At 65.7% G+C, this 13,340-nt stretch carries 13 protein-coding genes; 8 read left to right on the top strand and 5 right to left on the bottom strand.

Translation table 11 applies throughout. From position 1 onward, the window contains the following. The first annotated feature begins 218 nt into the window (after positions 1-218). On the top strand, positions 219-1,022 hold the full coding sequence (locus tag ELEN_RS09440; protein WP_035585138.1) for an MBL fold metallo-hydrolase: 804 nt from the start codon (positions 219-221) through the stop codon (positions 1,020-1,022). Between the two features lie 47 nt (positions 1,023-1,069). On the opposite strand, the gene ELEN_RS09435 is transcribed toward ELEN_RS09440, so the two are convergent. The 4 genes from ELEN_RS09435 to ELEN_RS09420 form a co-directional block, all read right to left on the bottom strand. Then, positions 1,070-1,486 carry a hypothetical protein gene (locus ELEN_RS09435; protein ID WP_015760829.1) on the bottom strand — a complete coding sequence of 139 codons (417 nt, stop codon included), beginning with the start codon at positions 1,484-1,486 and terminating at the stop codon, positions 1,070-1,072. Then, complete coding sequence (locus ELEN_RS09430) at positions 1,479-1,685, bottom strand: helix-turn-helix transcriptional regulator (RefSeq protein ID WP_009304258.1); 207 nt, start codon at positions 1,683-1,685, stop codon at positions 1,479-1,481. Before ELEN_RS09430 ends, ELEN_RS09435 begins: the two co-directional genes overlap by 8 nt. A 139-nt stretch (positions 1,686-1,824) precedes the next feature. Then, positions 1,825-2,730: a cysteine peptidase family C39 domain-containing protein gene (locus ELEN_RS09425; RefSeq protein WP_009304259.1), complete on the bottom strand. Its 906-nt coding sequence runs from the start codon at positions 2,728-2,730 to the stop codon at positions 1,825-1,827. Between the two features lie 245 nt (positions 2,731-2,975). Beyond that, positions 2,976-4,049 (bottom strand): endonuclease/exonuclease/phosphatase family protein, encoded by a 1,074-nt coding sequence (locus ELEN_RS09420; protein WP_015760828.1) that lies wholly within the window; start codon positions 4,047-4,049, stop codon positions 2,976-2,978. 707 nt (positions 4,050-4,756) lie between these two features. Between ELEN_RS09420 and ELEN_RS09415 the strand changes: the two genes are divergently transcribed. From ELEN_RS09415 to ilvC, 7 genes are all read left to right on the top strand, one after another. Continuing rightward, complete coding sequence (locus ELEN_RS09415; protein WP_015760826.1) at positions 4,757-5,278, top strand: transcription termination/antitermination NusG family protein; 522 nt, start codon at positions 4,757-4,759, stop codon at positions 5,276-5,278. A 257-nt stretch (positions 5,279-5,535) separates the two neighbouring features. Further along, positions 5,536-6,048 carry an antiterminator LoaP gene (gene loaP / locus ELEN_RS09410; RefSeq protein ID WP_015760825.1) on the top strand — a complete coding sequence of 171 codons (513 nt, stop codon included), beginning with the start codon at positions 5,536-5,538 and terminating at the stop codon, positions 6,046-6,048. Between the two features lie 16 nt (positions 6,049-6,064). Beyond that, positions 6,065-7,009 (top strand): sugar transferase, encoded by a 945-nt coding sequence (locus ELEN_RS09405; protein ID WP_015760824.1) that lies wholly within the window; start codon positions 6,065-6,067, stop codon positions 7,007-7,009. A 361-nt stretch (positions 7,010-7,370) separates the two neighbouring features. After that, positions 7,371-9,044: a dihydroxy-acid dehydratase gene (gene ilvD / locus ELEN_RS09400; RefSeq protein WP_015760823.1), complete on the top strand. Its 1,674-nt coding sequence runs from the start codon at positions 7,371-7,373 to the stop codon at positions 9,042-9,044. Beyond that, positions 9,041-10,951 carry a biosynthetic-type acetolactate synthase large subunit gene (gene ilvB, locus ELEN_RS09395; protein WP_015760822.1) on the top strand — a complete coding sequence of 637 codons (1,911 nt, stop codon included), beginning with the start codon at positions 9,041-9,043 and terminating at the stop codon, positions 10,949-10,951. Before ilvD ends, ilvB begins: the two co-directional genes overlap by 4 nt. Further along, entirely contained in the window at positions 10,948-11,433 is a 486-nt protein-coding gene (gene ilvN, locus ELEN_RS09390; protein ID WP_009304310.1) for an acetolactate synthase small subunit, read from the top strand. The genes ilvB and ilvN overlap by 4 nt, the downstream gene beginning before the upstream one ends. A gap of 56 nt (positions 11,434-11,489) precedes the next feature. After that, positions 11,490-12,485 carry a ketol-acid reductoisomerase gene (gene ilvC, locus ELEN_RS09385; protein WP_015760821.1) on the top strand — a complete coding sequence of 332 codons (996 nt, stop codon included), beginning with the start codon at positions 11,490-11,492 and terminating at the stop codon, positions 12,483-12,485. A gap of 133 nt (positions 12,486-12,618) precedes the next feature. Here the strand turns inward: ilvC and ELEN_RS09380 are convergent, their stop codons facing one another. Further along, positions 12,619-13,062 (bottom strand): hypothetical protein, encoded by a 444-nt coding sequence (locus ELEN_RS09380; protein WP_015760820.1) that lies wholly within the window; start codon positions 13,060-13,062, stop codon positions 12,619-12,621. Between the last annotated feature and the right edge of the window lie 278 nt (positions 13,063-13,340).

Raw genomic sequence — 13,340 nt, 5'->3', positions numbered from 1 at the left:
CATAGTAGGCGAAACGGGCGGCGCGGGGAACCGTTGATTCCCGATCGGCGGCAATTCCGCCCGCGCGCGGCGCGTTTTGAAAGGAAAAACCCGGGCAGGAACCGTGCCATTCGGGACGCCCTTTTGAGCGTTTGGGGATGCGGGGCGCGAGGGGCGCGCATTCGGGTACAATCGGAGGCCGACTGAGACACCGAGAAGAGATGCGGGAAGCGAACCCTATGAACCAACGACTTGCATTGCACGTGCTGGCCAGCGGAAGCCGCGGCAACGCGGCCGTAGTCGAGGATACCGCCACGGGCAAGGGCGTGCTCGTGGATTGCGGCATCTGCAAGCGCGATTTCTTCGCGCGTTGCGACGAGGCCGGGTTCGATCCGGCGAACCTCGAGGCCGTCCTCATCACGCACGACCATACCGACCATACGAAGGGCCTCGGCGTGGTGCTGCGCGGCCTGGCGAAGCTGGGCATCGAGCCCGCGGTGTTCGCCGACGACGCCGTGCGCGCGGCCAGCAAGGAGATCATCGTGCTGGAGGGCGCATGCGACCTACGGGCGTTCTCCTCGGGCGACGCGCTGTCGCTGGCGGGCATGCAGGTGCACGCCTTCCGCACGTCTCACGACGCGGCATCGTCGTGCGGGTTCCGGGTCGAGGCCGACGGAGACGCGGTAGGGTTCATGACCGACACGGGTATCGTCACCGGCGAGGCCGACGAGGCGTTGCGCGATGTGCGCATCCTCGCACTGGAGAGCAACCACGATGTGCAGATGCTCAAAGACGGGCCCTACCCGTATCCGGTGAAGCGGCGCGTGGGCTCGGATACGGGCCACTTGTCGAACGTGCAGGCCGCAGACGAGCTGGAGGCGCTGTTGAGCGACGCGCTCGAGCAGGTGGTGGCCATGCATATCTCGCAGAACAACAACACGTACCGTCTGCCAGGCGAGGCGCTGACCGCCGTGGTTCGGCGCGCCGGGCATCCGGCAACGGTGCAGGTCGCGTATCAGACCATGCTGGTGAGCGCGCGCTGAGGCGCGCTCCGCTCAGGATGACAGGAGGGCCGGATCCTGAGCCAGCGCTACATGATCCGCTGCATGCGGGCGATCTGCGCGAAATAGACGATCGAGGCTACGACCTCGACGGCGATGATCGTGAGCACGCCGGCCGTGCTGATCTGCTCGAAGGCGTACAGCGCGAGCGCCGCCAAAGGCGCAAGCATGGAGAACGCCTCGAAGGCGCACAGTCCCGCTTTCCCGTTGATGGCCGCATTGCGCTCGTCGCCCTGCTCGATGATCTGCTGCGGCGTGGGCTTGTGGGCCAGCGCGAAGGCGCCGCAAACGAGCAGCGCGGCCGCGCATCCGGCGAAGCCCCACACGCCCTTCGCGGCGATGGGCAGGACCGAGGAGATCCCGCCGAGGTCGAGAGCCAGCGCGACGGCGACGATCGCGCAGGCGATTCCGATGGACAGCGTGAGGACAGCGGACTTCCTATTCATGGTCTTCCTCCTGGTAGATGAACACGTCTTCGATCTGCAAGCCGAAGCGGCGGGCTATTTTGAACGCGAGCAGGATGGAAGGGTTGTAGCGCCCCTTCTCGAGCGAGCTGATGGTCTGGCGCGACACGCCCAGCTCCAACGCGAGATCCTCTTGCTTGATGCCGCGCGCCTTGCGGATCTCCTCCAACCGGTTCTCCATGGCGCTCCTCTCCGATGCGAATATGTAAAGCTAGCTTTCCATCAAGTATAGACCCCTGCGCCAGCAATGTAAAGCATGCTTTCCATAAAAGAAAAGCGCGCCCATCGGGCGCGCTGAATGGCGGGGAGAGCGGCGGACTTTACGCGGCCGCCGTGTAGGACCAGAGGCCGGTGGCTTGCGAGATGATCTCGTCGAACGTCCAATGGCGGCTTGTCCGATCGCGGCTGAGCGGATCGACCACCGCCAGTTCGCCGTGCTCGTCGATGCCGGTGACCACGATGTAGGTGTCCGACGATCCGAACGAGCCTGCTTTCATGGAGGCGATGATGGGACGGTCTCCCACGAGCTCGCGTCGCATGGCCAACTCGTTCGCATCGATCTCTCGCGATGCGAGCCCTAGTTGGGCTGCGCCGTCGGTCAGGAGCCCGGTGGCTTCAACGGTGTCGGCATAGCCGCTGCTCTGCGAGAGGGAGGCCACTTCGACGGGCCCCATGCTGGCGTCCCCGGTGGCTTCGATGCGCACCATGGCCAGGCACAGCGGGGCGGCGCCCGCATCGCCGACGGTCCTCGATCCGTAGGGGCGATCGGCCCATTGCGGGTCGTCCTGATACAGGGTGGGCACGACGCCTTGTTCCCATGACGATCGAGGGGTGCTGAAGCCGTCTTCGGCGGTGGCGGCGTCGGCCGATCCTATGAGGGGAAAGGCTCCGTCGTCGATCGCGGCGGACAGGGCGTGCGCGGCGAAGATTCCGAGAAACGCAGACAGGACGGCGACGAGCACCATGGCGAACACCGCTTTGAGCATGCGCTGCGGCTCGACGCTTCGGCTTGCTTGGCTGGCGGCGGTGGTTGAGCTTGCGCATACGGGGCGCACCGTCTCGGAGGGAGCGTAGGTCCTGATGCAGGTGGAACGTTTCGGCGCGGATGCGTAGCGGATGCCGTGCGTGCGGTTCGGGAGGCTGCGGCGTTCCGTCGCGTACGGGTCGGAGCGGTAATCGGAGCTGGCGCTTTGGGAAACGAAATAGAGTAAGCCTCGATACGGCATGAACGCCTCCTTTCGGATAGAGGGGTGAAGATAGGTCGAACCGCTCCTCGCGCTCGGCGGGAAGCGGTTCTCGGGTTCGTTCGCGTGAGGCGAGTCTAGTCGCCGTATGGGGTTTCTCGTGCGAGCTGGGACGATCGTTTCCCCTCTATGGGCGATCGGTCAGCAATCCGACAAGTTATCGGCTGGGATGCAAAGGTATTCGAAATGATGGAGGTGCGCCGGGGAGGACGAGTTTCCGGCTTCGGTTACTCGATCACCCAGGTTCCGAGGAGGGCGAAGTGGTCCGAGCCCTGCACGTTGACGGTCTCGAGATCGCCGACGGACATACCGCTGTTCTTCGAGTACACGATGTGGTCGATCTCGATCATGGGCGGCACGGGAACCATGGCATAGTGGGGTTCCGACGGATACGTCATGTGGAAGCCTTCGCCCGCTTGCTCGGAGGCGTCCACCAGCGTGTCTCCCAGCATCTTGCGGTAGCGGGAGTGATCCCAGGTGGAGTTGAAGTCTCCCATGATCAGGTATTCATCGCTGTATCGGCGCAAGGTTCCCAAGTTGGTGAGGCTCTCGTTCCAGAAGCCGAGCGTGCCCGTCTTGGGCGATGTGGGATGCGCGCTGACGAGGCGCACCTCGTGGGATCCGGCGGTTATCGTGCAGGCCGGCACGGCAGATCCGGTGAGGGGCAAGATGCTTTCCGAAGCGTTGCGCATGGGCGCGAGCGTGTAGATGACGTTGACGCCGCCGTTGTCGCCCGCTCCTGCCAAGCCGATGACGCGCGAGGGCAAAAGCTCGTCCAGTCCGGCGGCGGAAAGCCGTTCGATCAGCGAGCCGCTGACCTCTTGCATGGCGAGTACTTCCACGTGCTGGTCGCGGACGATCGAGACGATCTGCTCGGCATCGGCGTTTCCGTTCTTCGTGTTGAGCGTCATCACGCGCATGACGGTGTCTCGCGGGGTGGTCTGCTCCGGGACGGCTTCGACCGCCTCCTCGGCGATGCGGGGCGCGGGCAAGAAGAAGCCGACATGCCACACGATCTGGCAGACAAGGCAGAGAACGGTGACGGCGGAAAGTACTTTCCGCCTGGTCAACGCTGCGATTATGAGAACGAGGACGCTGAGAAGGGCCAGCCACGGGATGAATGCTGCCGCCTCCGGGATGAGCCTGCCGTTGCTCAGGGCTGAAGGTGCGAAGCGTGCGGCCATGATGACGACAACGCATGCCGTGACCGCCCATAGCAGCGTCGATATCGCTATGCGGACGGGGGAGCGTCGGGGCCGCTGCGTCGAGGTCGTTTTGCTATGCGCCGGTGCCGGGTTCATAATCGCTCCTGCTTTGTTTTCGGATATTTGCAGATACCAATTTATCATCCGAATCGTCATCGTGTGACGGAAAATCGCCGCTCATCTTTCAAATGGCCATGAACGCTCGTTTCGGGCGCACGAACGCCTTTTCCGTCTGAGCGAGATGCGTCGGAAAGACGAGCGGCTGGCCGCATGCCTTGCAAAGCGACATCGAGACCTCGCGGCGTCCGTCAAGATTGAGATGATGGAGAAGCTTATAAATTATGGAGAACTCGGGGGGGGGGGGGGCTGTTCACTGTTGCACTTCCGGCGCTCTGCCGTTATCATCTTGTAAAACAACGCTGCGCGCCGAACGGGTTTTTGTTACATGTTACCGGTCTTTTGTGTCGAGGCGTCTTGCAATGACGTGAGCCTATGGTTAAATAGAGCGCGCTTTACAAACGAGTAACGGTTAGGGTACAAGTTTATGGGCTTTCCGGCTTCAACATATCGCTTCATCGATGAGCATGCAAGCTCGTCGACGGAGCAGTGCGCCCTGGCTCGCCCTGCTTCTGCAATCTGCGATGACATGCTGACCCAAAAACCGTCCGGGGGGGGGGCAGTCTGAGAAAGACTGTCGCGAGCCGCATCGAATAGGCGGCGTCGCTCGCGCCGCGTCCGTCGGATGCGTCGTTCGAGAACCCCGCGTCATCAGGATCTCTCCAACTGAATCGATCGAGCCGCCCGTGCCTTCGCGCGGTCGGGCTCGCTATGTGCTGCAGGTGGTGCCGGGCAGGGAGCGCGCCGTGGCCGAGCGCGTCAAGGCGCTTGCCGGTCCGGAGCTGGTGCGCGACTGCTTCGCGCTGAGCTACTGCATCCTCAAGAAGAACCAGGGCGTTTGGCGTCTGCTCACGGAGACCATGTTCCCGGGTTACCTGTTCGTAGCTTCCGACGACATCGAGGCTTTCGAGAAAACCATCAAACGTTCCACTGCGTTCGCGCGCCTTCTGGGCGCCGAGCGGCGCGCTTTCGCGCTGCGGCCCGAGGAGGCCTCGTTCGTGCATGATTTCGGCGGGCCGAGCCACGTGGTGGGCTTTTCCCGCGGCACGATAGACAACGGCCGCACCATCATCGACGAAGGGCCGCTACGCGGTCACGTCGACCGCATCAAGAAGATCGACCGTCACAAGCGCATCGCCTACCTGGACATCGGCCTGCTCGATCAGAAGCAGGTGAGGGTGGGACTTGAGATCGTGCGCAAAACCTGACCTCGCCCTTCGCAGCTTGAACCAGCTTGCTGCGAGGAGCTCGACGGATAGGCGCCGACGGCGAAACCCCTCCTTCGATCTCCCCGCAGGAAACTGCATGCGCCTTTACGGGCGCGACCGAACATACTTCGATGCGCGAAAACGATGCCGCGTGTGCGTTTCGCCAGCTTCGAAGGGATGAATACCCCCGTCATACGTGCGCGTCGGCGGCGCAGCCGAAGGGCGAAGCCATGCCGTCGCGCGTTGAGGAGCCGTGCATGTGGTACGTGGTGCAGACGGTGGCAGGGCGCGAGTTCGCCGTATGCCGCCTGATAGAGAGCTTGGTCGAGGACGATGTGCTGCAGGAGTGCTTCGTGCCGCGCTACGAGGTGCAAAAGCAGTTCCGCGGCCAGTGGCGCACCTGTACGGCCACGCTGTTCCCCGGCTACCTGATCGTGGTGACCGACCGCGTGGACGAGCTGGAATCGCAGCTTCGGCGCGTGCCGGCGTTCGCCTGGGTGCTGAGCAACGACGGGGGTTTCGTTCCTTTGGAGCGCGACGAGGTGGCGTGGATCGACGCGTTCACCGAGAAGGGGCATCGGACGGTGGGCGTGTCCGAGGGTGTGATCGAGGGCGACCGGATCATCGTGCTGAAGGGCCCGCTGGTGGGCCGCGAGGGCTGGATCAGGAAGATCAACCGTCGCAAGCGCACCGCGTATCTGGAGATCGATATGTTCGGGCGAACCATCCAAACGAAAATCGGATTGGGAATTGTCAGAAAACGAACTTGAAAACGGAATAACGGCAGTGGACGCCGGGGGAGCGGTTGCCCTGGACGACGGCTGCTGCCCTGAGCGTGGAGCTGCCGCCCCCGGTCATCCTAAAAAAGCGACCGGAGGGGTCCGCCAGGCTGTCATCCTGAGCGAAGCGACCGTAGGGAGCGAAGTCGAAGGATCCCGAGCGGCGCCGGCCGAAAGCGTACGCGAGTACGAACCGCTGGCTGTCGAGGGGCGGCTGGGGTACCACTTCGTGAAGCGGGCGTTCGATATCGTGTTCTCGGCGTGCGCGACGATCGTAGGGTTGATTCCGGTCGCTCTTCTTTGCCTGGTTATCCGCCTGGAATCCCCCGGCTCCCCAATATACCTCCAAGAGCGCGTCGGCTATCGCGGCAAGCCGCTTCGCATCCTCAAGCTGCGCACCATGGTGGCCGACTCCGACGACGTGGAGAAGCACCTGAGTCCCGAGCAGCTAACGCAATGGGAGCGCGAGCGCAAGGTGGACGACGACCCCCGCGTCACGCGTGTCGGGCGCTTTCTGCGCAAGACCTCCCTCGACGAGCTCCCTCAGTTTCTGAACGTACTCGCCGGCCAGATGAGCGTGATCGGCCCGCGCCCTGTCGTCGAGGAGGAGCTCGCGGCCTACGGCGACGATGCGGGCGAGCTCCTCTCCGCGAAGCCCGGCATCACCGGCTGGTGGCAGGTGCAGGCCCGAAACGACGCGACCTACGGGGACGGCAGCCGCCAGGAGCTGGAGCTGTCGCGAGGAGGGGTTTCCGGCGCTCCGCGACGTTTCGCCCAACCGCTCCGCGGGGAGGGGCTACCAGCACCTCGCCTAGCGGGAGCCTCCGGCACCTCGCGGCGCCTCGCAGCTCCTCCGGCGCCCCGAACCCCCGTCTCCTCAATCCCCACCGCCTCCATGTGGATTTACCGCGCAATCGCTTCGATCGTCAAAGTTTTACTTGCGACGTCGTGAAGCTGGAGTATACTTACCCGCAACAAGTTCATAGACGAAATGCGTTGACGAGGACAGTAGGGACGAACCCATCTTCAGAGAGCCGGCGGATGCTGCGAGCCGGCGGTGGGCGGCCTGAACGCCACCTCCGAGCAGTTCGGCTCGAACGCGACGGCACGCAGCGGACGACCTCCGCGTGCAGCCGGGGCAAGTAGGCTGAACCGGCGACTCCGTTATCAGTCCGATCGAGAGCGACCGCGGCGCGCAGGGATGCGTGCAGCCGGGCGCATCTCCCTTCCTTCTGAGGTCCTGGTGCAGCTTGCTTGCAACGGGATTTTTTTATGCCACGAAACCGGCAACGCCAGGAAGGAAGGGATCGGACATGCAGCTACGCAGCGATGCCGTGCGGTGCGGCACGGCGCGCGCCCCGCACCGCAGCCTGCTCAAGGCCGACGGCATCACCGACGAGGAGATGGAGCGGCCGCTCGTCGCCGTCTTCAACTCCCGCAACGACATCATCCCCGGCCACAACAACCTCGACAAGATCGCCGAAGCCGTGAAGGCGGGCATCTACATGGCCGGCGGCGTGCCGTTCGAGATATCCACCATCGGCGTGTGCGACGGCATCGCCATGAACCACGACGGCATGCACTACTCGCTCGTGTCGCGCGAAGCCATCGCCGACTCGCTGGAATGCGCGGTGCAGGGCCATGCCTTCGACGCGCTCGTGTGCATCCCGAACTGCGACAAGATCGTGCCGGGCATGCTGCTGGGCGCGCTGCGCGTGAACATCCCCACGGTGTTCGTGTCGGGCGGCCCCATGCTTCCCGGCAAGCAGCCGGGCGGGTGCGGGCCCACCACCGACCTCAACACGCTGTTCGACGGCGCGGCGCAGGTGATGAACGGCGACATGTCCGAGGCCGAGCTCAAGTACTACGAGGACACCGCGTGCCCCACCTGCGGCAGCTGCTCGGGCATGTTCACGGCGAACTCGATGAACTGCCTGTGCGAGGCCCTCGGCATCGCGCTTCCCGGCAACGGCACCGTCCCCGCGGTGTACTCCGAGCGCATCCGCCTGGCGAAGCACGCGGGCATGAAGGTGATGGAGCTGCTGGAGCAGGGGATCTGCGCGCGCGACATCGTGAGCGAGGCCGCCATCCACAACGCCATGGAATGCGACATGGCCTTCGGCGGCTCCACGAACACGGTGCTGCACCTCACGGCCGTCGCCCGCGAGGCGGGCCATCCCATCACGATGGACGACTGGGACGCCGCGAGCGCGCGCACGCCGCACCTCGTGAAGCTGCAGCCCTCGGGCCCGCGCCCGCTGTCCGACCTGTACGAGGTGGGCGGCGTGCCCGTGGTCATGCACGAGCTGGCCGAGCTCGACCTGCTCGACCGGCGCGCGATCACCTGCATGGGCCCGCTCGACGAGTACCTGCGGACGTGCACGAAGCCGGCCGACGGCGAGGTATGCCGCACGCACGACAACCCGTTCTCCCCGGTGGGCGCGCTCAAGGTGCTGCACGGCAACATCGCGCCCGACGGCGCCATCGTGAAGAAGTCGGCCGTCGACCCCTCGATGCTCACCCACACGGGCCCCGCGCGCTGCTTCGACAGCGAGGAGGAGGCCTGCGCCGCCATCAACGGCGGGCGGGTCGAGGCGGGCGACGTGGTGGTCATCCGCTACGAGGGCCCCAAGGGCGGCCCGGGCATGCGCGAGATGCTCACGCCCACGTCGTCCATCGTGGGGATGGGCCTGTCCACGAGCGTCGCGCTCATCACCGACGGGCGCTTCTCGGGCGCCACGAAGGGCCCGGCCGTGGGGCACGTGAGCCCCGAGGCGGCCGCGGGCGGCCCCATCGCGCTCATCGAGGAAGGTGACACGGTGACGGTGGACATCGAGGGCGGCGCGCTCACGCTGGGCGTGGACGATGCCGAGCTCGAACGCCGCCGCGCGGCATGGACGCCGCCGGCGCCGAAGCACGACCACGGCGTGCTCGCGAAGTACGCGAAGCTCGTCTCATCCGCAGACAAGGGGGCGTATGTGTCATGACCAACGCACGCAGCACCTCAACCGACGACGCCGCGCCGCGTCCGACGCAGGCCAACGCCACGGCCGCCGGCGCGTCGCGCGGCCTGGGCAGCAGGACGCCCAAGCAAGGCGCTACCATGATCGGCGCCGAGGCCGTCGTGGCCTCGCTCGAGGCCGAGGGCGTCGACCTCGTGTTCGGCTACCCGGGCGGCCAAGCCATCAAGATATACGACGCGCTGTACGACTCCGCCCAGATCAAGCACGTGCTGGCGCGCCACGAGCAGGGCGCCGTGCACGAGGCCGACGGCTATGCGCGCGCCACGGGCAACGTGGGCGTGGCCATCGTCACGAGCGGCCCGGGCGCCACGAACACGGTGACGGGCATCGCGACGGCCTACATGGACAGCGTGCCGCTCGTGGTGATCACGGGCCAGGTGCCGCGCGGCGTCATCGGCACCGACTCGTTCCAGGAGTCCGACATCGTGGGCATCACCATGCCGGTGGTCAAGCACAGCTACCTGCTGCAATCGACCGACGAGCTCACACGGACGTTCCGCGAGGCGTTCCACATCGCCAAGACCGGGCGCCCCGGCCCCGTGCTCATCGACATCCCGTCCGACCTGGCCAGCGAACGCATGGTGTTCGACTACCCCGACGACGTGAACCTGCCGTCGTACAAGCCCACCTACCGCGGCAACGCCAAGCAGATCAAGCAGGCCGTCGCGCGCATCGCCCGGGCCGAGCGCCCCGTGCTGTACGTGGGCGGCGGCACCGTGTCGTCGGGCGCGTCCGAGGAGCTGAGGGAGCTCGCCGAGCTCATGCAGATCCCCGTGGTCACCACGCTCATGGGCAAGGGCGCGTTCCCCGCGTCGCACCAGCTGAACCTGGGACCCGTGGGCATGCACGGCTCGAAGTACGCGAACCTCGCCATGACCGAGAGCGACCTCCTCATCGCGGCGGGCGCGCGCTTCTCCGACCGCGTGACGGGCAAGCTCGACGAGTTCGCGCCGCACGCCGACGTCATCCACATCGACATCGACCCGGCCGAGATCGGCAAGGTGCGCGAGGTGCAGGTGCCCATCGTCGGCGACCTCAAGGGCGTGCTCGGCGGCATCGTGGCGAGCCTCCGGAAGGAGGGCGCCCGTCCGAACACGGGCGACTGGGTGGCGCAGATATCCGCGTGGCGCACGCGCTACCCGTTCTACCATCCCGGCGTGGGCGACGATCCGGACGAGATCGTGCCCGAAGTGGTGCTGAAGAAGCTCTCCGAGCTGCTCGACCCGCAGAAGAGCGTCGTCGTGACCGAGGTGGGGCAGCACCAGATGTGGGCCGCCCAGAGCGTGGACCGCGAGGCGCCGCGCAGCTTCATCTCCTCGGGCGGCCTCGGCACGATGGGCTTCGGCTTCCCGGCCGCCATCGGCGCCGCCATCGGGTGCCCCGACAAGCAGGTGGTGTGCGTGGCGGGCGACGGGTCGTTCCAGATGAACAGCCAGGAGATGGCCACGGCGGGCATCCACCGCGTGCCGGTGAAGGTGCTCATCCTGGACAACCGCTGCCTCGGCATGGTGCATCAGTGGCAGAAGTTGTTCTACGACGAGCGCTATTCCTCGACGCTGCTCGACGCGAACCCCGACTTCGTGAAGCTGGCCGACGCGTACGGCTGGCAGGCCGAGCGCGTGGAGAAGCCCGCCGACGTGGAGGCCGCGCTCGAGCGCATGCTGGCCAGCGACGGCCCGTACCTGCTGGACGTGGCCATCTCGCGCGATCAGAACGTGTATCCCATGGTGGCGCCGGGCCGCGCGCTCGACGAGGTGATCGGCGCCATCGACGTGGCCGTGGGCGCCGTGCGCACCGACGTGCCCGAAGGCGACGAGATCGATGCGGCCGACGAGGTCGACGAGAACGACGAGAAGGGGGGCGCGCGATGAAGCACATCCTGTCCGTCCTGGTGGAGAACAAGCCCGGCGTGCTGTCGCGCGTGACCGGCCTCATCTCGCGGCGCGGCTTCAACATCGAGTCGCTGTCGGTGGGCCCCACCGAAGACCCCACCATGTCGCGCGTCACGGCCATCGTGAAGGCCGACGACGTGGCCTACGAGCAGATCACGAAGCAGCTGCACAAGCTGATCAGCGTGCACAAGATCACCGACCTCACCAACGACGCCGCCATCGAGCGCGAGCTCGTGCTGTTCAAGGTGAACGCCCAGCCCGACCGCCGCAACGAGATCATCGAGATCGCCAACGTGTTCCGCGCGAAGATCGTGGACGTGGGCAGAAGCTCGCTGACCATCGAGGCCACGGGCGACGAGAGCAAGCTCAAGGGCATGGAGGACCTCTTCCGCGCCTATGGCATCAAGGAGATCACCCGCACCGGCAAGATCGCCATGTCCCGCAACAGCAAGGACGTGTAAGGCGCGCGGACGCACGCCGCATCAGGTACAACCAGCCTCAAGAAAGGAAACCAACCATGGCTGTTACGATCTATCATGAGAACGACGCGAACCCCCAGCTCATCCAGGACAAGAAAGTGGCCATCATCGGGTACGGCAGCCAGGGCCACGCCCATGCGCTCAACCTGAAAGACTCGGGGGTCGACGTGCGCGTGGGCCTGCGCGAGGACTCGAAGTCGCGGGTCAAGGCCGAGGAGGCGGGCCTCAAGGTGATGAGCGTCGCCGACGCCGCCGAGGAAGCCGACTTCATCATGATCCTCACGCCCGACGAGACGCAGGCCGCAACCTACGAGGCCGAGATCGCCCCGCATCTCAAGCCCGGCGACACCCTCGCGTTCGCGCACGGCTTCAACATCCACTTCGGCTACATCACGCCGCCCGAGGACGTGGACGTCGTCATGATCGCGCCGAAGGGCCCGGGCCACATGGTGCGCCGCGTATTCACCGAGGGCGCGGGCGTGCCGTGTCTCATCTGCGTCCAGCAGGACGCGTCGGGCCGGGCTAAGGACGTGGCGCTGTCCTACGCGTGGGGCATCGGCGGCGCGCGCGCCGGCGTCATCGAGACCACGTTCAAGAACGAGACGGAAACCGACCTGTTCGGCGAGCAGGCCGTGCTGTGCGGCGGCGTGACGGCCCTCATCAACGCCGGGTTCGAGACGCTCGTCGAGGCGGGCTACCCGCCCGAGATGGCCTACTTCGAGTGCTTCCACGAGATGAAGCTCATCGTGGACCTCATGTACGAAGGCGGCATGTCGAACATGCGCTACTCCATCTCGAACACGGCCGAGTACGGCGACTACTACGCCGGCCCCCAGGTGATCACCGACGACGCGAAGGCCGCGATGAAGACCATCCTCGAGCGCATCCAGGACGGCAGCTTCGCCCACGAGTTCATGGAGGACTCCAAGAACGGCCAGGCGTGGCTGAAGGAGCAGCGCATGGAGCACGGCAACGCCCAGATCGAGGAAGTGGGCGCCAGCATCCGCTCGATGTTCAGCTTCGTGAGGAGGTAGGACTGCGGTCCGTCGCCCGCGCAGACGGAGAAGCGCGGGCAGACGGGTTCGATTCGCCGGAGACGGCTTCGCACAAAGAAGGGGCCCGACGTCGGGCCCCTTCTTTCACGTGCGGGAACGAACCTGCGGGCCGCTACAGGTGGTTCTCCTTCTTGATGTTGTAGGCCAAAAGCACGCAGACGAGGGGCAGGACGAGGCCGAAGAGGGCGCTGGCGATGTCGCCGCCGTCCGCGCTGCCGCCGAAGAAGGTGCCGAGCGCGCTCAGCACGGCGAACGCGAGCCCGATGATGGCCAGCACGTAGAACGCGCCGATCTTGCGCGGGTCGTTGGCGCCGCGCAGGCCGAAGATGCCGATGGCCAGGTTGATGGCGCCTCCGAGGAGGATGACGAAGCCGGCGACGGCTGCCACGCCTCCGACGAGGGCGGCGCTTCCGGCGTCGCCGCTGCCCGCGCCCAGGATGCCGAGGGCTCCGCCGGTGACGATGCCGCCGATGCCGAGGAGCAGCGTGAGCGCCGCGAACACGATCATGATGATGGAGATGACCTTGAGGGCTTTCTGCGAGGTGGTCTTCTGCATGGCGTTCCCTTCTCTTTTCGGTACGTCGGAATAGGATACCCGACGGGAGGTGCGAGAACGTCTACAATACCGCACCAAAGCAGCCGCGCGGTCGCTTTTCGCCGTGCTTGCCGAGTCGGACGCGCGTTTTCGCAATTCATCGGGAATTTCGCAGCCCGTGCATCTATCCATGGGGTTTTTCCGTATCATAAGGACGTTTGCTCGATCGGCGTGAACGCGTGCGGCCGGCGCCGGGCGGGACTGTTTCCCTGACATCCATAAGGCAAGAGGTGGTTTTC

The sequence above is a fragment of the Eggerthella lenta DSM 2243 genome (assembly GCF_000024265.1).
GTDB lineage: Bacteria > Actinomycetota > Coriobacteriia > Coriobacteriales > Eggerthellaceae > Eggerthella > Eggerthella lenta.
This window is presented reverse-complemented; position numbering and strand designations above follow the sequence as displayed.